Origin of the sequence: Alcanivorax sp. S6407, assembly GCF_023016115.1 — a bacterium.
Taxonomy (GTDB): Bacteria; Pseudomonadota; Gammaproteobacteria; order Pseudomonadales; family Alcanivoracaceae; genus Alcanivorax.
In genome coordinates, this window is record NZ_JALKBH010000005.1 from 44,116 (window position 1) to 64,232 (window position 20,117).

General features: G+C 60.1%; 17 protein-coding genes. 8 read left to right on the forward strand and 9 right to left on the reverse strand.

Annotation, left to right across the window (positions count from 1 at the left end; genetic code table 11):
- The first annotated feature begins 444 nt into the window (after window positions 1–444).
- From purE to MWU49_RS12805, 3 genes are all read left to right on the forward strand, one after another.
- Window positions 445–936, forward strand: coding sequence for a 5-(carboxyamino)imidazole ribonucleotide mutase (purE, locus tag MWU49_RS12795; protein WP_035232652.1), 492 nt, complete (start codon window positions 445–447; stop codon window positions 934–936).
- Between the two features lie 43 nt (window positions 937–979).
- Window positions 980–2,086 (forward strand): 5-(carboxyamino)imidazole ribonucleotide synthase, encoded by a 1,107-nt coding sequence (locus MWU49_RS12800; RefSeq protein WP_246973030.1) that lies wholly within the window; start codon window positions 980–982, stop codon window positions 2,084–2,086.
- Between the two features lie 385 nt (window positions 2,087–2,471).
- Window positions 2,472–3,050, forward strand: coding sequence for a VTT domain-containing protein (locus tag MWU49_RS12805; RefSeq protein ID WP_246973034.1), 579 nt, complete (start codon window positions 2,472–2,474; stop codon window positions 3,048–3,050).
- A gap of 317 nt (window positions 3,051–3,367) precedes the next feature.
- Here the strand turns inward: MWU49_RS12805 and MWU49_RS12810 are convergent, their stop codons facing one another.
- Both MWU49_RS12810 and MWU49_RS12815 read right to left on the reverse strand, forming a co-directional pair.
- On the reverse strand, window positions 3,368–3,604 hold the full coding sequence (locus MWU49_RS12810; RefSeq protein ID WP_246973036.1) for a DUF2789 domain-containing protein: 237 nt from the start codon (window positions 3,602–3,604) through the stop codon (window positions 3,368–3,370).
- A 406-nt stretch (window positions 3,605–4,010) separates the two neighbouring features.
- Window positions 4,011–4,397: a RidA family protein gene (locus MWU49_RS12815; protein WP_246973039.1), complete on the reverse strand. Its 387-nt coding sequence runs from the start codon at window positions 4,395–4,397 to the stop codon at window positions 4,011–4,013.
- Window positions 4,398–4,641: 244 nt separating this feature from the next.
- Here MWU49_RS12815 and MWU49_RS12820 point away from each other — a divergent pair, with 244 nt between their 5' ends.
- On the forward strand, window positions 4,642–5,100 hold the full coding sequence (locus MWU49_RS12820) for a transposase (protein ID WP_246973041.1): 459 nt from the start codon (window positions 4,642–4,644) through the stop codon (window positions 5,098–5,100).
- 121 nt (window positions 5,101–5,221) lie between these two features.
- On the opposite strand, the gene spoT is transcribed toward MWU49_RS12820, so the two are convergent.
- The 4 genes from spoT to MWU49_RS12840 form a co-directional block, all read right to left on the reverse strand.
- Window positions 5,222–7,330, reverse strand: a complete 2,109-nt coding sequence (gene spoT, locus MWU49_RS12825; protein WP_246973042.1) for a bifunctional GTP diphosphokinase/guanosine-3',5'-bis pyrophosphate 3'-pyrophosphohydrolase — start codon at window positions 7,328–7,330, stop codon at window positions 5,222–5,224.
- 174 nt (window positions 7,331–7,504) lie between these two features.
- Window positions 7,505–7,768 carry a DNA-directed RNA polymerase subunit omega gene (gene rpoZ, locus MWU49_RS12830; protein ID WP_035232669.1) on the reverse strand — a complete coding sequence of 88 codons (264 nt, stop codon included), beginning with the start codon at window positions 7,766–7,768 and terminating at the stop codon, window positions 7,505–7,507.
- 409 nt (window positions 7,769–8,177) lie between these two features.
- Window positions 8,178–8,801 (reverse strand): guanylate kinase, encoded by a 624-nt coding sequence (gmk, locus tag MWU49_RS12835; RefSeq protein ID WP_246973046.1) that lies wholly within the window; start codon window positions 8,799–8,801, stop codon window positions 8,178–8,180.
- Between the two features lie 140 nt (window positions 8,802–8,941).
- Window positions 8,942–9,958: a hypothetical protein gene (locus MWU49_RS12840; protein WP_246973049.1), complete on the reverse strand. Its 1,017-nt coding sequence runs from the start codon at window positions 9,956–9,958 to the stop codon at window positions 8,942–8,944.
- Window positions 9,959–10,249: 291 nt separating this feature from the next.
- Between MWU49_RS12840 and MWU49_RS12845 the strand changes: the two genes are divergently transcribed.
- Window positions 10,250–10,591, forward strand: coding sequence for a hypothetical protein (locus MWU49_RS12845; protein WP_246973051.1), 342 nt, complete (start codon window positions 10,250–10,252; stop codon window positions 10,589–10,591).
- A 269-nt stretch (window positions 10,592–10,860) separates the two neighbouring features.
- Entirely contained in the window at window positions 10,861–12,588 is a 1,728-nt protein-coding gene (locus MWU49_RS12850; protein ID WP_246973053.1) for an amidohydrolase, read from the forward strand.
- A gap of 211 nt (window positions 12,589–12,799) precedes the next feature.
- Here the strand turns inward: MWU49_RS12850 and MWU49_RS12855 are convergent, their stop codons facing one another.
- A complete protein-coding gene (locus tag MWU49_RS12855) occupies window positions 12,800–13,813 on the reverse strand; it encodes an oxygenase MpaB family protein (protein WP_246973055.1) in 1,014 nt (337 codons plus the stop codon).
- Window positions 13,814–14,004: 191 nt separating this feature from the next.
- Between MWU49_RS12855 and doeB the strand changes: the two genes are divergently transcribed.
- Window positions 14,005–14,994: a N(2)-acetyl-L-2,4-diaminobutanoate deacetylase DoeB gene (gene doeB, locus MWU49_RS12860; protein ID WP_246973057.1), complete on the forward strand. Its 990-nt coding sequence runs from the start codon at window positions 14,005–14,007 to the stop codon at window positions 14,992–14,994.
- Between the two features lie 346 nt (window positions 14,995–15,340).
- Here doeB and oadA read toward each other — a convergent pair whose 3' ends face one another.
- Window positions 15,341–17,158, reverse strand: coding sequence for a sodium-extruding oxaloacetate decarboxylase subunit alpha (gene oadA, locus MWU49_RS12865; RefSeq protein WP_246973058.1), 1,818 nt, complete (start codon window positions 17,156–17,158; stop codon window positions 15,341–15,343).
- A 26-nt stretch (window positions 17,159–17,184) separates the two neighbouring features.
- Window positions 17,185–18,600: an acetyl-CoA carboxylase biotin carboxylase subunit gene (locus MWU49_RS12870; RefSeq protein ID WP_246973062.1), complete on the reverse strand. Its 1,416-nt coding sequence runs from the start codon at window positions 18,598–18,600 to the stop codon at window positions 17,185–17,187.
- A gap of 326 nt (window positions 18,601–18,926) precedes the next feature.
- On the opposite strand from MWU49_RS12870, the gene MWU49_RS12875 reads away from it, so the two are divergent.
- Entirely contained in the window at window positions 18,927–19,871 is a 945-nt protein-coding gene (locus tag MWU49_RS12875) for a LysR family transcriptional regulator (protein ID WP_246973063.1), read from the forward strand.
- Window positions 19,872–20,117 lie beyond the last annotated feature (246 nt).

The window sequence follows — 20,117 nt, forward strand, 5'->3', positions numbered from 1 at the left end:
TGCGGTTGTGGGAGCCAACCTGCTGGCGATTGCCCACCTTGCAAGGCTCAAATCGCTTGCAGGCATACCCTGACGGGCACAGAGAGCTCCCAGAGCAGGCCGCTAACGGTTCGGTTTTGATCTTCGCAACTCGAAACTCGCAACTCGCTGGCCTCCCCGAATCGAAATGGTGCGCGGGCACAGCGCTGAACCCACTCCGGCCTCCCTCGCGCCTTGTAGCTTGCAGCTTGAAGCTTGTAGCTGCCTTCCAAGCGCATTTCCGGCGTTTTCACGCTAAAATCCCCCTCCTGTCGGAGAATGGCCGAAGAATTGGTGATTTTTTCGCCGATAGACTTGCCTCCGGCGCCTGCATTAGTAAAGTGTGCGCCTCAATTATTGTCAGTGGCGGTGCCGGGTGTCCGATGCGCCGCAAATGCCCGTGGTGGGCGCAATGGAGTGAAGTGAATGAGCACACCGGTTGCCGTGGTAATGGGATCCCAATCCGATTGGGAAACCATGAAAGAAGCCTGTGACGCCCTGACCCAGTTTGGTGTTGGCTGGAAGGCCGAGGTGGTCTCTGCCCACCGTACCCCCCAGCGCATGTATGACTTCGCCAAAAGCGCCCACGAGAACGGCTACAAGGTGATCATCGCCGGTGCTGGCGGTGCCGCCCACCTGCCGGGCATGATCGCCGCCCTGACCCCGCTTCCCGTGCTGGGCGTGCCGGTGAAGAGCCGCACCCTGTCTGGCTGGGACAGCCTGTTGTCCATCGTGCAGATGCCCAAGGGCGTGGCCGTGGGCACCCTGGCCATCGGCGCGGCGGGTGCCTGGAATGCCGGCCTGCTGGCCTCGCAGATGCTGGCGGCGGAAAATCCTGAGCTGCTCAACAAGATCGCTGACTGGAAGGCCTCCCGTGCTGATGAAGTGCTGGCCAATGCGGAGCTGGGCCAGGGCTGATCCCTGCGCCACTCCTGTCCCTGTGTGACCTGACGGATCTGCTATGAATCGTGTACTCGTTCTCGGTGGTGGCCAGCTTGGCCTGATGATGGCGGAAGCTGCTGCGCGGCTGGGGCTGGTGGTGGATCGTTATGATCCGGAGCGCGCCCTGCTGCTGCCGGGTACCTCCGATCTGGCCGTGCCGATCAGCTGGGAAGAGTGTCAGGAGCGTTACCCGGTGATTACCGTGGAGCGGGAAGCGTTTCCAGAGGAAGGCCTGTCTGCCGATCTGGCAAAAAGTGACCGCTGTGTGGCCCGCGGTGCCCTGCAGGTGATCCCCGATCGTTTTACCCAGAAGTCCATGCTCGACAAGCTGGGCATCCCCACCGCTCCCTGGGTACTGCTGGACCAGGTCGAAGACCTGCAGTCCGCCGTGGACCAGTTTGGTGGCGTGGTAGTGAAGGCCCGCTCCGGTGGCTATGACGGTCGTGGTACCTGGATCGTGGGTGAGGGCGGTGACCTGAGCGCCGTGCCCGCCGCCGAACTGGCCGGCAAGGCCATCATCGAGAAGAAGATTCCATTCCGTCGCGAACTGTCCATCGTCGGTGCGCGCAGCATCAGCGGTGAAACCCTGTTCTACCCGCTCACTCGCAACTGGCACGTGGACGGCATCCTGCGTCTGAGTGTGGCCCCGGCCAACGCCTGTGCCGATCTGCAGAAACCCGCAGAAGCCATGCTCAAGGGCATCATGGAAGAGCTCGATTACGCCGGCGTCATGGCGGTGGAGTTCTTTGAAGTGGACGGCCAGCTGATGGTCAACGAGATTGCCCCGCGGGTGCACAACTCCGGCCACTGGACCCATGAAGGCGCGGACTGGTCCCAGTTCGATCTGCACGTCCACGCGCTTGCCGGCGTTCCCCTGCACGCCCTCAATGTTCATGGCCCCTCCGCCATGGTCAACCTGATCGGCACCCCCTTCGAGAACGCCTGGCTGCAACACCCGGGTGTGGTGCACTGGTACGGCAAGAGTGTGCGCCCCGGCCGCAAGGTCGGCCACGCCAACCTGGTGGCTGATACCCTGGAAGGCCTGCGCAAAGGTCTGGATGCCTGGGCCGATGTGCTGCCCGAAGGCTATCAGGACGTGCTCGAGTCCGAGCTCAAGCTCGGCTGAGGCGAGGGGCAAGCTACAACGTGGGTGAGGCTTTTCCCGTTTGAGCGTCGGTGCCCACAAGCAAGCCGCTGGATACCCTCTGCCTCCACCCTCTGTAGGAGTTCATGCTTGCATGACGATCCGGCGCAGGCGAAAGCCTGGTAACGCCCATCGCCTTGCGAGCAAGGGGGCTTGCCCTGTTTTGTGGGAGCGGTGGTTCCACCGCGATTTTCGTTGGGCCATTTCGCGGTGGCACCCGGAAGACATTGCCGTCGCTACGCCCGGATCCGCATCATGGCTTGAGGCCTGAAGCTGAGGCTTGTCGCTTGTAGCGGCTCCCCTTCACATTCTTTCCCGGCGCAAATGGTCTAAACTTGGCCTTTGGCCGTTTTCAGGATCCGCCATCGTGTCACTTGCGCTCTCTCTCACCCGCTACCGCCGTTTGATCATGCTGGTCATGATCATTGCACTGGTCTTGATATCCGTGGAAATGACCGGCCTGCGTGAGCAATTGTCGGTGTCGTTCCTGCGCGAGCATCTGGAAGCCAACCCGGTCACCGGGGCAATGATCTTCATTCTGGTGTTTGTGGTGGGCAACCTGATTCAGTTACCCGGCTGGATCTTCCTGGTGGCGGCCATCCTTGCGCTGGGGACGGTGATGGGAGGGCTGGTGACCTATGTGGCGGCAGTGACCTCCTGCATGGTGACCTTTGCCCTGGTGCGGGGGCTTGGCGGCAGTGCCCTGCGGGAGATCAATAACCCCTGGGCGCAGAAAATCCTCGCCAAGCTGGATACCCATCCGGTACAGAGCGTGGCGCTGCTGCGCACCGTATTCCAGACCATGCCGGCACTCAACTACACCCTGGCACTCAGCGGCGTCCCGCTGCGTCCCTACCTGATCGGCACCCTGCTCGGCCTGCCCTTGCCGATCATGGTCTACTGCCTGTTCTTCGACCGGATCCTCATGCTGCTGCCGATCGGGTAGATACAAGCTTCAAGCTGCAACGCGGATTGAGGCCGTGCCAACCGAAAGCTGTTCCGGCCCGCGCCCAAACCCCTCGGGGCGACCCCTGTGGGAGCTTGCCTGCAAGCGATCCGAGCCTAAGCGAGGTAAGGATTCCAGAAGCGAGTGACGAGCACCGAGTTTCGAAAATCTACAACCAGCGGCCAGGCATAAGGTTTTGCCCTTCGAAACTCGGTATTCGCAACTCGAAACTGATTTCCTCGCCAGGGCTCGGATCGCTTGCAGGCAAGCTCCTACGGAGTGGTCTTCCGGAGCCAGGAGCGGAGCCCGCCGTTGCCTTAATGCCTCAACAGCGCACTCAACGAATCCACCACTTCCGCCCAGTCCGCATCCTCGCGGACCGATTCGGCCAGAAACTTCGCCTGGGATGCCGACCAGAAGGGTGCCTGGTGCAGGCTCATGCTGAGCCCCAGCTCTCCGTAGTGGTTGTGGATGAAGTTTTCGATGCCGGCGTCGCTGTCATCCAGGCCGAGCTGGGCAAACAGGGTGTTGAGGTTGTGGGCCGCGGTATCCATATCGCACTCCCTTTCTCATGGCAGGTGAATGGTGTCTTTCCTTTAACCTGTGTTTGATCCTGCGCCTTTTCAAGGCGTCTGTCTCCCATCCTTTGGGATGGGATTGGAGGGGGCGGCACCAAGGGGTATCGCAGAATGACAGGAAAACCGCTCATGGGGTTGCGAACGACATCATGCGATTAATGTCTTGTCGTCCCGGAAAAGGGGAAAGGAGGTTAAGTCGAACGATGTGGCCTGCTGTCGAGGTTTTTCGTCAGGCGTCGGGCGTCAGGCTTCCGGCACCCTCCATGCTGGATTCTGGCTCCAGCCTTCCCCTTTCTGCCATTCACTGAATTCCGGTATGACCAAAAAATACGCCCGCTGAAAGCGGGCGCGTGTTGCGTGAAGCCTGTTGCGTGTTGCGGCCTCAGGCAATATCCATGATGCCGTCCATTTCCACGCCGGCACCCTTGGGCAGGGAGGCCACGCCGATGGCGGCACGGGCCGGGTAGGGCTGCTGGAAGTGACGCGCCATTACCTCATTGACCAGGGCAAAGTGACTCAGGTCGGTGAGGAAGATGTTCAGTTTGACGATGTCCTGCAGGGTGCCGCCGGCCGCTTCGCATACTGCGGTCAGGTTGCTGAATACCTGCTCAATCTGCGCTTCCATGTCGCCCTCAACCATCTCCATGGTGCTCGGCACCAGCGGGATCTGTCCGGACAGATAGACGGTGGAGCCGGCCTTGATGGCCTGGGAGTAAGTGCCAATGGCCTGCGGGGCCTTGTCGGTGCTGATTACGGAATGGTTGGACATGATCGCTTCTTCGTCAGTAGTGCCCCCGGCCAGCGGCCGGCAGGCGAAATCAGGAACCGGCTATGCTGGCACGCCACCCGCCTGCACGCAATAGCGGTAGCTGTCGGTTGTTGTTTCCCTGTGGGAGCTTGCCTGCAAGCGATTCGTGCCTGGAAAAGTATGACATCGCTTGCAGGCAAGCTCCCACATCAAACAGTGCTCCTGGATTACTTTTGTACCGGCCGGGAGGGGATAACCTTCCGGGATGAGCCAATTACCTGACAGCAAAAGCCTGAGAACGGGCCGCTACAGTGAATCACAGAGGGTTTACCTGATTACCTCCGTCACCGATGGGCGACAGCATTATTTCGCTCACTTGTTACCGGCAAGAACGCTGGTTCAGCAGCTCATGGAGTGTGAGCAGGCAGGTTATGCCGTCACTCTGGCTTATGTGGTCATGCCGGACCATTTCCACTGGCTGATGCAGCTGGGAGATCGGGGCTCACTGTCGTCGGTGGTGCAGCGGGTCAAATCCTGTGCCACACGCAAGCTCAGGTCCGCGGGTCATGAATGTGAGTGGCAGCAGGGCTTTCATGATCACGCGGTGAGGCGGGAAGAGGATCTCAAGGGGTTGGCAAGGTATGTGGTGGCAAACCCGTTACGGGCAGGGTTGGCTCGCCGTGTTGCTGATTACCCACACTGGGACGCCATCTGGCTGCCGTAAAACCGGAGAGGTATTTGTGGGAGCTCTCTGTGCCCTTCAGGGCATGCCCAGGCGATTTGGGCCTTGATCAAATGCTTAATCGCTTGCAGGCAAGCTCCCACAGGGAAATATCGCGACCGTCTTAAAGCCTGTGAATCCGCACAATACTATCCAGCGTCCGCAGCTTCTTGATGATGCGGGCCAGGTGGATGCGGTCTTTGACGGTCATGGTCACGTTCAGGGTGGTGAGGGTGGGGTCCTTCTCGGCCATGTCGATGGTGTCGATGTTGGAGCCCAGCTCGGACACGCTGTTGGCCAGGGTGGCCAGCACGCCGCGCTTGTTGATCAGATCGATACGCAGGGCGGCGGTGTATTCCTGCTCCACGTCCTTGTCCCAGCTCAGTGCGATGCATTTTTCCGGGGCGTTGCGCATTTCCGCCAGCAGGTTTTTACAGGTATCACGGTGCACCACGATGCCGCGACCGGCACTGAGGTGGCCGATGATGGTGTCGCCGGGCAGCGGGTAGCAGCACTTGGCATAGCTCACCATCAGCCCTTCACTGCCGCGAATGGCCAGCGGCTTGCGGTCATCTTCCTGGCGTTCGTCATCGTCCCGGGCGCCGGCCAGTTTTCTGGCCACCAGCGGCGCCAGGCGGTTGCCGATGCCGATATCTTCCAGCAGGTCGTCCAGCTCGAAGTAGCCGTTGCCGGCCAGTTCGCTGACTACCCGCTCGATGGGCAGATCATCCAGACCCATGTCGTAACTGTGCAGGGCTTTTTCCAGCAGGCGCTGACCCAGCTCCACCGCATCTTCCCGCTGCTGATGCTTGAGGAAGTGACGGATGTTGGTGCGTGCCTTGCCGGTGACCACGAAGTTGAGCCAGGCGGGATTCGGAGTGGCGTTGGGCGCCGTGATGATCTTCACCGTCTGCCCGGATTCCAGCGGCGTGGAGAGGGCGGCCAGTTTGCCGTCGATACGGGCGGCCACGCACTTGTTGCCCACCTTGGTGTGCACCGCGTAGGCAAAATCCACCGCAGTGGCCCCACCGGGCAGTTCCTTGATGTCGCCCTTGGGAGTAAAGATGTAGGCCTCGTCCGGGAACAGGTCCACCTTCACGTTCTCGATAAACTCCATGGAGTTACCGGTCTTCTGCTGCAGTTCCAGCAGGCGCTGCATCCAGCTCTGGGTGCGGCTGTGGGTGGGTGTGCCGGGCTCGCCGTCGGACTTGTACAGCCAGTGGGCGGCGATGCCGTTGTTGGCCATGGCCTCCATTTCCTCGGTGCGGATCTGCATTTCCAGGGGGATGCCGGAGCGCGCCTTGAGGGTGGTGTGTAGGCTCTGATAGCCGTTGGCCTTGGGGATGGCGATGTAATCCTTGAAGCGGCCGGGGATCGGGGTGAAGTAGTTGTGTACTGCGCCCAGTACCCGGTAACAGGTATCCACGCGATCCACGATGATGCGGAAACCAAACACGTCCATGATGTCGGCGAACGGTTTGTGCTGTTCCTTCATCTTGTTATAGATGCTGTAGAGATGCTTCTCGCGGCCCAGCACCCGTGCCTCGATGCCTTCTTCTTCCAGGCAATGCTCGAGGCTGGTCTTGATGGTGGTGAGGATTTCCTTGCGGTTGCCGCGGGCCTTTTTTACCGCCTGGCCAATCAGCTTGGCGCGCATGGGGTAGATGGCATGGAAGGCCAGGTCTTCGTATTCCACCCGCATGTTGTACATACCCAGTCGGAAGGCGATGGGGGCGTACAGTTCCAGGGTTTCGGTGGCGATACGACGGCGCTTCTCCGCGCGCATCACATGCAGGGTGCGCATGTTGTGCAGGCGATCAGCCAGTTTGATGAGAATGACGCGGATGTCCCGGGTCATGGCCAGCATCATCTTGCGCAGGTTTTCTGCCTGCTGCTCGGCCTTGGATTCGAACTTGATCTGGGCAATCTTGGATACGCCATCCACCAGCTCGGCCACTTCCTCGCTGAACTCTTCCGCGAGCTGTTCCTTGCTGATGCTGGTGTCCTCGATCACGTCATGGAGCATGGCCGCCATCAGTGAGGCGTGATCCATGTGCATGTCGGTGAGGATATTGGCGACCGCCAGCGGGTGGGTGATGTAAGGATCGCCGGTACGGCGGTACTGCCCCTCATGTGCCTTCTCGGCAAAATGATAAGCGCGTACGACCTGGTCGATCTGCTCGTCGTCCAGGTAACTGCGTAGCCGTTTTTCCAGATTATGAATCGTGGGCAAAAGTCCTCGTCACGCCCTTGGCGGGTTAGCTAGTGAGATTCACTCTTAGCTTAGATTTGAGGACGGGCTTTGTCTATGACAAGGAGACAGGTTGTGCCTATCAGCACACAGGGGGAAAGCTATGGGGATGTCGGGCGGAAATACCCGCGGGTATTTCCGCCAAACCGGCAGGAATTACTCGCCGAAAGACTGGGTCAGCAGTGCCAGCTCGTCCACGTCGGCGTTGCGGTCGGCCAGCGGGCTGTCCACGGAATCCGCAGTCACGTGACCTTCGGCGATTTCGCGCAGGGCAACAACGGTGGGCTTGTCATTTTCCCAGGCCACACGCGGCTCCTTGCCACCAGTCTGCAATTGACGGGCGCGCTTGCCTGCCACCAGTACCAGCTCGAAGCGGTTATCCAGTTGTTCCAGGCAATCTTCTACGGTTACACGTGCCATGTTGTTCTCCTACAGGCGGGTGCGGCCAGCGGGCAGCACCAACTAAAATTCGCAAGGCGGGGATTTTAATGGTGAAAAGCTGATCAGTCCAGTGCCGGCGGGCGACAGGCTTCGCAGGAGCCCATGCTTGCATGGCTATCCGAGCGACAGCGAGGCTGTGGGAGTCTGCCTGCAGACGATGGTGCGGTTGGATATGTCCTATCGCGTGCAGGCACGCTCCCACAGGGGAGGGAGTCCAGGATCGTAGGCGCCAGGCCCGCAGGCGAAGAGCTTCTTATCAGCATTGCATCGCCAGCAGGGTGGCTCCTGCGGCGGTTCTTCTGTGGGAGCTTGCCTGCAAGCGATTGTGAGGTTGGCGATGCGCCAATCGCGAGCAGGCATGCTCCCATAAAGGGATTGGAGTGCCCGCCTACCGCTTCGCCAGCAGATTCTCCAGCACCGGCTCCAGCCGCACGCTCTGACGACGGGTATCCAGACGGCGGGCCTCGACGATGGCTTCCAGCTCGTACAGGGCCCGGTTGAAGTCATCATTCACGATCAGGTAGTCAAATTCGCCGTAATGGCTCATTTCTTCCTGGGCACCGTCCAGCCGGCGCTGGATCACATCCTCGCCATCGGTGTCCCGGCCGCGCAGGCGCTCGGCCAGTACTTCCAGGGAGGGCGGCAGGATAAAGATGCTTACCGACTCCGGCAGCTGCTTGCGGATCTGGGTGGCACCCTGCCAGTCAATCTCCAGCACCACGTCTTCGCCACCGTTCAGGGTCTGTTTTACCCAGTCGGAGCTGGTGCCATACAGGTTGCCGAACACCTCGGCATGTTCAAGGAAGCGGCCTTGTTCCACCTGACGGACAAAGGCATCGCGGTCGGTGAAGTGGTAGTTCACCCCATCCTTTTCGCCGGGGCGAATCGGCCGGGTGGTATGGGACACAGACGGACGCAGGTGGGCCAGAGAGTCGACCAGTGCAGCGACCAGGCTGGTCTTGCCGGCGCCAGACGGGGCGGAAACGATATAGAGCGTGCCTTTGTCGGCCATAACGAGCGGTGTCCTGTGATCCCGGGTAAAGGCCGCATTATAGGGGGAAGGTTGCGGCCCGTCATTTATCGACAGTTGGGGAATGGATATGCGGGTGCTGGCGACGCCATGTGGTCATTAAGGCGTTATTCAGAGGCTCCTTAACGATTCAGGGCAACCGGCTTGCCCATGAAGCGTGCCAACCGGATCAGGTCCACATACATGGCGTCGTCACCGGCGTGATTGAGCAGTGACAGGCATTCCCCATTGTTGAGGTTCAGCTGAATCTGGCTGTTGTGGTAAGTGCGCTCTCCGGTGGTGAGGATCTGATTCAATTGCAGAGATGCCACGTCCCGAAAGGGCAGGGTGCGGTCTCCCAGATTTATCACCTGTTTGCGACGATCGATGCGTACGCCGTGGCCAGTGTGGAATAGCAGATACAGGCCAACCAGTGCGAAGGGGATAGATACCATCAGGCTGTTGCTGAGTGTGTTCCAGGGCAGCTCGGTGAAGGGGGTATCGGTGTTGAGCAAGGTATCGACCAGTGTCTTCAGATCAAACAGCAATCCGCCCTGGGGAGCGAGCAGGAAGGCCAGGCCCATGGCGGTCAGGCTGCGGCTGCGCACAATGGCGAGTTGATCCGCATTGCGCGGTTTCAGGCGGGCGGTGATGAAGTTGCTGGCCGAGCCGGGTGGGGCGAGCTGGTGACGGTGAGCGCCCGGATCCACATACAGGTCGGGTATCTCATGCAGTGGCCGTTGTAACCAGTCCTGCTCTTCTTTGCTCAGCCGTCCCGGTTTGCCCAGCAGGGCCATGGCTACGGTCAGGGCAAAGATCACCAGCATGAAGCCATTGCCAAACCAGCTACGGTACAGCGGAAGGAAAAACTGTTGTGACTGTGCCTGAAGGCCATGGAGCAGTTTTGCCTGCCCATCCCGGACCTTGCCCAGATGCGCAATCAGCCAGCGATCATGATCCGACAGCACCACTTTGGACTCGGTAGCATCAATACGCGCCTGAAGTTCATCCACGCTCGCTTGTTGTTTGGCGATGTTCTCCAGAAGGCCTGCGTAAAGGCGTTGCTGGGTGTCCCAGGTGGCCTTGAGTTGATGACCAATCTTGCTGATGCCGATCAGCAGAAAGCTGACGATCAGGAGAATGAAAATGCCTTTTTTCATGATGCATCCATGCTGGTAAAGATGGAGAAATATGCAAATAACAGCTTTTAAGCGGGAGCTCATGTTACTGCTGGTTCACCAGGATGGAAGAGCAAGGAAGAAAAAAGCCCGCCTTAACAAGAGGGCAGACAGAAGGGGGGTGCCACCTTCCCTGCCTTTGTACTCTCGGCTTCCCATTGCCGTGCCTCATTCTCTGAAGGGTTCATGACCTGGATCAACGCTGCGGGGTAAACGGGGGCAGACACTGACTGGTACGGCATTGGATTAATGCCAACGGACCAAGTCGAGACAATGAAGATCATCAAGACAGCTGTCAGTGCCGCCCTGTTGGGCTTGTCTGTATCTGCGCTGGCCGCGCAGGGAGGCATGGGGCAGGGCGGAATGGGCGGCATGCATGGCATGGGTGCAGGCCACATGATGTACAACGGCGAGGGCCCGGTCACCATGCCGATGATGCGTGAGCATATGGGCATGATGCAGCAGCAAATGCAGGGCATGCCCATGAACGGCGACCCGGAAGTGCAGAGAGAGCACATCAAGAACATGATGAAGCAGATGGAGCTGCATATGGAAATGATGCAGAACTATCTGGACGAAACCGAAGGCAAGGCCGACAAGCCCGCCAAGAAATGACTTACGCGGTCTAACGGCATGCTACGGGCGGCGCGCTCCGCCCTCCGCCCATCGGCACTCCCTCTCTACCCACCTCTCCCTGGCGGGCAGGGGGTGGGCTGCGCCCCGACGCTTCATTCTCTCGCCGACGTTTGTGAGAGTGTTGGGTTCTCAGTACGTAGCGATCAGCTGGATATCAAATCCAGCCGGGTCTTGCTGTTGGTCCTTTTTCCGGCAAATACTGCTACTGTCCCTGAGACTGGGAAATGTCTGTCTCAAGGGAGAGCGCAATGAGTATCTTATCTGGCAGAGGATGGTTGGCAGGGAGCCTGGTGGCGGCGCTGTTGCTGACCGGCTGTGATGCGAAGGCCCCGCAGGAGAGCGCCGATGTGCTCTATAGCGGAGGTTCCATTCTCACCATGGTGGGCGATACGCCTTCTTATGCGGAGGCGTTGCTGGTCAAGGATGGCAGGATCCTGTTCGTGGGCGACCTGGCCAAGGCAAGAGATGCTGCGAAGGCAGAGCGCGAAGTCGACCTGCAAGGACATACGCTGCTGCCGGGTTTCATTGATGGCCATGGCCACATCTACAATGCCGGCATTCAGAAGCTGGTGGCTAACCTTCTGCCGCCGCCGGATGGGGATGGCCACAGCGTGGCCAGCCTGGTCGAATTATTGAAAGCATGGCAGGGTCAAAATGATGGAGCCATTACCAAGACCGGCTGGATTATCGGCTTTGGTTATGACGACTCCCAATTGCAAGAGCAGCGTCATCCCACTGCCAGTGAACTGGATCGGGTGGCGACAGATACGCCGGTATTGATCATCCATCAATCGGGACATCTTGGCGCCATGAATCACAAGGGGCTGGAGCTGGCCGGCATCACTGCCGACACGGCCAATCCCGAGGGGGGTGTCATTCGTCGCGAAGCCGATGGTAAAACCCCCAACGGCGTGCTGGAAGAAATGGCCATGTTCCAGCCCCTGTTCCGGTTGTTTGGCGAACTGGATGCGGACAGCAACGAAAAAATCGCCCTGGCTGGGGTCGACGCCTATAAAGAGAACGGTTTCACCACGGCTCAGGAAGGCCGAGCCAGTCCCCCAGCCTCTGAAACCTGGCGCAAGCTGGCTAACGAGGGGCGCCTGGAGCTGGATGTGGCGGTCTATCCGGATGTTCAGTCCGCCACTGACTACCTGTTGGCATCCGGAGTCAGTCCCACCTATCAAAACCACTTCCGTATCGCCGGCGCCAAGCTGAGCCTGGATGGCTCGCCGCAGGGCAAAACCGCCTGGCTAAGCAAACCCTACAAGGTGCCGCCGGAAGGCAAGTCGGCGGACTATGCGGGCTATCCTGCAATTCCTGCTGCGGAAGAACGGCAGCGGCTGGTCAATCTGGCGTTCGAGAATAATTGGCAGCTACTGACCCACTGTAATGGTGATGCGGCGGCGCAGGCGCTGATTGATGCCGTGGCAGTGGCCGCCGATGAGTATGGCAATGACGATCGGCGCACCGTGATGATTCATGCGCAAACCATCACCGAAGCCCAGCTCGATCAGATGCAGGCGTTGAAGATCATGCCGTCCTTCTTCTCCATGCACACCTACTACTGGGGCGATTGGCACCGCGATCAAACCCTGGGCAAGGAGTGGGCATATCACATCAGTCCCACTGCCTCGGCGCTCAAGCGCGGCATGATCTTTACCGAGCATCACGATGCTCCGGTGGCCCTGCCCAGTGCCATCATGATTCTGTACACCACAGTGAATCGCATCAGCCGCAGTGGCGACATCATCGGGCCGGGCCAGCGCGTCAGTCCCTACATCGGGCTTAAGTCGCTCACCGAGTGGGGCGCCTGGCAGTACTTCGAGGAAGGCCAGAAAGGCACCTTGGAGCCGGGCAAGCTGGCGGATTTTGTCATCCTCGACAAGGACCCGCTGGTGATCCCGCCGGAAGAGATCATCAACATCCGGGTGCTGGAAACCATCAAGGAAGGCAAGTCGATCTATCAGGCACCCTGAGTCACAGGCCCGGCTTGTGGGAGCGGTGGTTCCACCGCGATTCCGGGTCGGGATGAAAGCATGTTCTGCGCAGGGCTCACTGAGTATTCGCAGGCAAAACCTTCTTTCCCCGGGTTGGCGTGCCGCGTGTTGCGTGAAGCGTGCTGCAGCCGCCGCGCGGCCCACAAAAAAGCCCGCCAAAGGCGGGCTGAAAGACCGGGATAACAACGGTTCAGGCAGTCTGTTGACGTCTGGTGCCGGCTACCAGCAGCGGTTGGCCGTACACCAGCTTGTTGGTCATGCGGGTGATGAAATCGGTGCGCTTGCCCTTGAGGCGACGACGGGCCTCGATCTGGGACGGAATCCAGCGCAGGTGCACCGGCACCAGCTTCATCACGTTGCGGATCAGGTTGATGTCGAAATCGAACTTGGCCTGGATCTCCGGGGTGACCGCGGGCATGCCGAAGGGCGCGCGCAGGGATTCCGGCAGCAGCACGGAGGTATGAATGCGGTGGCGGTTGAGCAGCGGAATCAGCCAGCTGCGCATGGTGAACAGATAATCCACCAGCTCACGGCCCACCTTGCCCACGGCCAGCAGATCGGAATCCACCACGTCATTGAACCAGGCCACATAGGCGTCCCAGTTTTCCGGCATGGCTTCCTCGGGAATGCCGAACAGATAGGCGAACAGCTTGGAGTCCTGGTAATACTGCTCACGCTCTTCCTGTGTGACTTCACCGTAGAACAGCTCATGCACCCGCAGGGCAATGATCCACAGGGTCGCGTGCACCCACAGCAGCGCTTCCACCTGGTTGGCGAAGTACTCGGTCTGCTCCTTGGTGCGACCGGTGGACTCGGACACCTGGCCGGTAATCTTCGCGTGGATGTTGTGCACCCGCACCGCGGATTCCAGTACCTGGTCCAGATTGCCAAACACCATGGAATGCACATTCAGGAAGGTGCGCTGCAGACGGCCCATGGGGTCGGTCTGGGTCTGGGAGTGCTGGTCGATGGCCTGGGACACCCAGGGGTGTGCCAGCTGCAGCAGGTTGGCGGCACCGGCACCGAACATCACCGAGATATTGCCGTGCACCTTCCAGGCCATGGAGCCCGGGCCATACAGGCCCACGTTCGGATCCAGTACCCGGCGGGTCATGATCTCAAGCTGCTTGTGCAGGGCCTCCTTGGTGACGGCCTGGCTCAGGGTCTGGCTACTTTCATAGTTGTTGTTGGTTTGAGTCTGCATGAGCTGTCCTCCTTTATTGGGGTCAGCCTAGAGGCCCGGAACCAATGAGCTTTGATACAGATCAATTTTTCTGTCTCATTCCGGGTTTCGGAAACAAATAATGCGTTGCTGGCGACCGTGATACCCGGTGCAAGTAAACAGACAAAGGCGCACTATGGCGGCAATGAGCCCGGAGTGAGAGTCATGCCTGTATGAGCGAGAGCCCAATCACCGCCAGCGTGGATTATCAGCGCGATGGTATTCAGCACGGTTTCCTCAAGCTGCCACATTCCCATGATGGTTCCGCCTGGGGGCATGTAATGACGCCGATCACCGTGGTGCGTAACGGTGAGGGCCCCACCGTGCTGCTCACCGGTGGCAATCATGGCGATGAATATGAAGGCATCACTGCCTTGCTGAAGCTGTCCAACCGGCTCCAACCGGAGCAGATCTCCGGCCGGGTGATTATCGTGCCCATGCTCAACCACCCGGCAGTGCTGAATGGCACGCGCACCTCGCCGCTGGATGGCGGCAATCTGAATCGCTGCTTCCCCGGCAACCCGGCCGGTACCCTCACGGAAAAACTGGCGGACTATATCACCCGTTACCTGGTGCCCATCAGTGATGTGGTGCTGGATATCCATTCCGGCGGCAAGACCCTCGATCTGCTGCCGTTCGCGGCTACCCATCGCATGAATGACAAGGAATTTGAAGCCCGCTGCCTGGCCGGCGCCGCGGCCTTTGGTGCGCCGTACACCTTGTTCATGGCGGAGCTGGAAGGGGATGTGCTGTTCGACAGCGCGGTGGAGGGGCAGGGCAAGGTGTTCATCAGCACCGAACTGCGCGGCGGTGGCACCACCACGCCGGAGACCATCGCCATTGCCGAGCGTGGCATCGACAACGTGCTGCGCCATGCCGGTGTGCTGGGCGGTGAAGTGGAAACCCTGCCGTCGCAGGCATTGGAAATTCCCGATGGCGACGCCTACCGGGTCAGTGAGCATGCCGGGATTCTGGAGTTCACCGTGGCGCTGGGAGACTGGGTAAAGGAAGGTGAAGTGATCGCACGCATCCATGACATGCATCGCACTGGCACCGCCCCACAGGAATACCGCGCTCCCTACGACGCCCTCCTAATCGGCCGCCGCCACCCGGCGCTGGTCAATGTAGGCGACACCTTCGCGGTGCTGGCGGTACCACGCTAGCAGCAAAGCCTGATTGCCCCTGTAGGGGCCCCTCTCGAGGGGCGAGCCCTGCGGCCCGAAAACCTTAGTCCCTCAAGAGGAACTCTTACGGAGGCTGGGGCCCATATCTTCTGTGGGAGTTTGCCTGCAAACGATGCAGGGGTTGGAAATGCCCAATCGCGTGCAGGCACGCTCCCACAGGGTGGTGATTGAGATATATCCCGTAGGAGCCAGCCTGCTGGCGATCCGAGCTCAAGCGAGGTAATGATTCCAGAAACGAGTCACGAGTTTCGAAAGGCAAAAACTTTCCGCCTCTGCCGATTAAAGATTTTCGAAACTCGCTCCTCGCAACTCGAAACTGTTTCTCTTACCCTTCAATCTCGATCAACACCTCACCCGGTGTCACCCGATCCCCTTTCTCCACATATACCGCTTTCACGGTGCCGGCGATGTTGGCCTGGATCTCGTTTTCCATCTTCATGGCTTCGGTGACCATCACACCCTGGCCGGCTTTCACCACGTCGCCTTCTTTCACCAATACCTCCACCACATTGCCCGGCATGGCCGTGGTCACATGGCCCGGATCGGTGGCGCGGCGGCGTTTGCTGCCACCGCCTTCGGCGGCGTACTCGTTGAGCGGCTCGAACACGGTCTCTTCCGGCATGCCATCCAGCGACAGGTACAGCTTGCGCTTGCCGCTACCGGCTTCACCGACACCGGTGATGGCCACTTCATAGGTTTCGCCGTGCACATCAATGATGAACTCGGTGGGCGTGCCTTCGCTGCCTTTCTGCTTACCGGGCACCGGCTCGGGCAGCAGGGCTTCCGGCTTGAGGGTGCCGTCGACCCGCTGCTGCAGAAACTCGCGGCCCAGTTCCGGGAACATGGCAAAGGTCAGTACGTCTTCCTCGTTCTGGGCCAGCTCGCCGATTTCCTTGCGCAGCTTGTCCAACTCGGGAGACAGCAGATCCGCCGGGCGACCGTCCATGGGGCTCTCGTTACCGATGGCCTTCTTCTGCACGTCTGCATTCACCGGAGCGGGGGCCTGACCATAGCCGCCCTGGAAGTAACGCTTCACTTCATTGGTGATGGTCTTGTAGCGCTCACCGGAGAGCACGTTGTACACCGCCTGGGTGCCGACGATCTGCGAAGAAGGCGTCACCAGCGGCGGGTAGCCCAGGTCGGCGCGCACGCGCGGAATCTCGTCGAACACCTCGCGGATGCGGTCCAGCGCGTTCTGTTCTTTCAGCTGGTTGGCCAGGTTGGACATCATGCCGCCCGGTACCTGGTTGATCTGCACGGACACATCTTCGCGGGTGAACTCGCTCTCGAACTGGTGATACTTCTTGCGCACTTCGCGGAAGTAATCGGCAATCTCGCTGAGCAGGGTCAGATCCAGGCCGGTGTCATGCTCGGTACCGGCCAGCGCCGCCACCATGGCTTCGGTGGCCGGGTGGCTGGTGCCACTGGCGAAGGCGGAGATGGCGGTGTCGATGCGATCCACGCCGGCTTCGATGGCCTTCATCTGACACAGCGGCGCCAGGCCCGCCGTGGAGTGGCTGTGCAGCACCAGCGGCAGATCCACTGCTTCCTTCAGGGCTTTCACCAGATCGTAAGTGGCGTAAGGCGTCAGCAGACCGGCCATGTCCTTGATGGCAATGGAATGGGCGCCCATGTCGCGCAGCTGCTTGGCCATGGTCACGAACAGCTCCGGGGTATGCACCGGGCTGGTGGTGTAGCAGAGCGTGCCCTGGGCATGCTTGCCGGACTTGTTCACCGCCTTCATGGCGGTTTCCAGATTGCGCACATCGTTCAGCGCATCGAACACCCGGAACACGTCCATGCCGTTGTCGGCGGACTTCTGCACGAACGCGTCCACTACGTCATCGGCGTAATGGCGATAGCCCAGCAGGTTCTGGCCGCGCAGCAGCATCTGCAAGCGGGTGTTGGGCAGCGCCTCGCGCAGCTTGCGCAGCCGCTCCCAAGGATCTTCCTTCAGAAAGCGCACGCAGGCATCAAAGGTGGCGCCGCCCCAGGCTTCCAGGGACCAGTAGCCGACTTGGTCCAGCTTCTCGCAGATCGGCAGCATGTCTTCGGTGCGCATGCGGGTGGCGATCAGCGACTGGTGGGCGTCGCGCAGGATTACATCAGTAATTTCGACTTTCTTGGCGTTGCTGTTGCTCATGATCAATTCCTGTTCTTTGCGACGGATTACCAGCCGGCGTGGGCGGCCAGGGCGGTGGCGATGGCAAGCGCCATTTCCGTGGGATGTTTCTTCTCCGAGTACTGCAGCAGTTCCGGGTGCTCGGGCACAAAGCTGGTGTTGAAGTTGGCTGCGCGGAAATCCGGATGCTGGAGTATCTGCTTGTAGTAGCTGGCGGTGGTGCGGATGCCGTGCAGGCGCATGTCATCCAGGGCTCGCTCACCGCGGGCAATGGCGTCGTCCCACTGCAAAGCCCACACCACCAGCTTCAGGCACATGGAATCGAAGTAGGGCGGAATCTCGTAACCGGTATAGATGGCGGTATCCACCCGCACGCCCGGGCCGCCCGGCGCATAGTAATGACTCACCCGGCCAAAGCTGGGCAGGAAATCGTTCTTCGGGTCTTCCGCATTGATACGGAACTGCAGGGCGTAGCCACGATAGCTGATGTCCTGCTGGCGATAACTCAGCGGCAGGCCGGCGGCAATGCGCAGCTGCTCACGGACAATATCCACTCCGGTGATCTGCTCGGTGATGGTGTGCTCCACCTGCACCCGGGTGTTCATTTCCATGAAGTAGACTTCGTTGCCGGTGAGCAGGAATTCCACCGTGCCGGCATTCTCGTAGCCCACCGCCTCGGCGGCAGTCACCGCCAGGCCGCCGATATAATTGCGCTGCTCAGGGGTGAGCTGCGGACTTGGAGCAATCTCGATCAGCTTTTGATTGCGCCGCTGGATCGAGCAGTCGCGCTCATACAGATGAATCACGTTGCCCTGGCTGTCGGCGAGAATCTGCACCTCGATATGGCGCGGATTGACGATGCACTTTTCCAGGAACACTTCCGCGCTGCCGAAGGCCTTGGTGGCTTCGCTGATCACACGCGGGTACTGGGTGCGCAGCTCGTCGGCGCTGTCGCAACGGCGGATGCCGCGGCCGCCCCCACCGGAGGTGGCCTTGAGCATTACCGGATAGCCAATCTCGCCAGCCAGTGCCAGTGCATCGTCCAGATCCTTCAGGTTGCCTTCCGAGCCCGGCGTCACCGGTACCCCGGCGGCGCGCATGCTGTCGCGGGCCTGGGTCTTGTCGCCCATCTTGTGGATGACTTCGGATTTCGGGCCGATAAAGCGCACCCCCTGTTCTTCACACAGGCGGGCGAACTCGGCGTTCTCTGACAGAAAACCGTAACCCGGGTGGATCGCATCGCAGCCCACCTGCTTGGCCAGGCTGACAATCTTCTGCGGGTCCAGATATCCGGCAATGGGATCGTCGCCCAAGGAATAGGCCTCGTCCGCACGCTTCACGTGCAGACCGTAGCGGTCAGGCTCGGTGTAGATCGCCACCGAGCGGATACCCATCTCGGCACAGGCACGAATGATCCGCACCGCGATCTCGCCCCGGTTGGCAATCAGGACTTTCTTCAGCATGTAAAGCTCCTCCATCGAGGGTTTGGAGGCTATGCCGGTCAATCCATAAGTAGAAATCAGAATATAGTTAGGTGAATATAAGGTATTGCTTATGGATTGGTGTCGAGCTCAGGTTTTATCGGGGCTGCAGGGCGGTCGGATGTCTGAGGTCCGGCGATGGACGCTAAACACCTGAATTCGAGATGTTCACCTTTTCGTCTGGCATCCGACACCAATCACTGCCAGAGCCTCCGGCCTAAACCGGCGCAAAGGTTTTGTGGGAAATCCTGCTTGCAGGATGAAGGGCCTTTCCTCCTTCCCGGATCGCCGCTACCAGTAGAGACAAGATGCCGCACTCCCTTCACCAGCTCCTCAGCCGCCTCACCTTCCGCCAGTTACAGGTATTTCTGACGGTGCATGAGTGCCGCAGCTACAGCCGCGCCGGCGAGCAGCTGGGTCTCACCCAGCCCGCCGTCAGCAGCCAGATCCGCCAACTGGAAGCGGCGCTGGAACTGCCGGTATTCGAATACGTGGGTCGCAAGCTCTACACCACCGCCGCCGGCGAACGCCTGGCCGAGACGGCCAGAGGCATCTTCGAATCCCTGAAAAACTTGCAAACCGATCTCGCCGCCCAGCAGGGCCGGGTGGCCGGAGAACTGAAACTGGTGGCGGTGAACACCGCCCAGTATGTGGTGCCCTATTTGTTGAAAGGCTTTGTGCAGCAGCACCCGGACGTGACCGTAAACCTGCGCGTGGTGAACCGGGCCGAAGCCCTGCGCCGGCTGGATGACAACGAAGATCACCTGATGATTCTCGGCATCGTCCCGGAAGACAAGCCGCTCAACGTGCTGCCGTTTCTCGACAATGAATTCATCGCCGTGGCCGCACCGGATCACCCGCTGGCCAACGCAGAGAGCATTACCCCGGAGCGCTTCCTGAAAGAAAGGTTATTACTGAGAGAGTCCGGCTCCGGCAGCCGCCTGACCCTGGAGTTGTTCTGCCAGGAGCGCCGCCTGAGCCTGGCCCCCTTCATGGAGCTGGGCGCCAACGACGCCATCAAACACGCCGCCATGGCCGGCCTCGGCGTCGCCGTCCTGCCCCGCCTGAGCCTGCGCGCCGAACTGCAACTGGGGCAGCTCAAAGCGCTACCGGTAAAAGGCTTCCCCTTGCGCCGCTCCTGGTGCGTGGTCTACCCCAAAACCAAATACCCCACCCCCGCCATGTCCGCCTTCGTGGACTACGTCCAACAAAACCTCAAACAAATCGCCACCAGCTTTCACGAACAAACCTGACGATACCTGTAGGAGCACCTCTCGAGGTGCGAACCGAGCCATGCTCGCATGGCGATCCGCCGACGGCGGGGACTAACCGTGGGAGCGGTGGTTCCACCGCGATAAAGCGCCGCGCAGCTATCGCGGTGGAACCACCGCTCCCACAAAAGATAAATTCGCCGTAGGAGCCTGCCTGCAGGCGATCTTTTCGGAGTGGGTTCTTCGTGACCTTAGGGGTATGCCTCAAAACGATCTTGATTTTCGAAA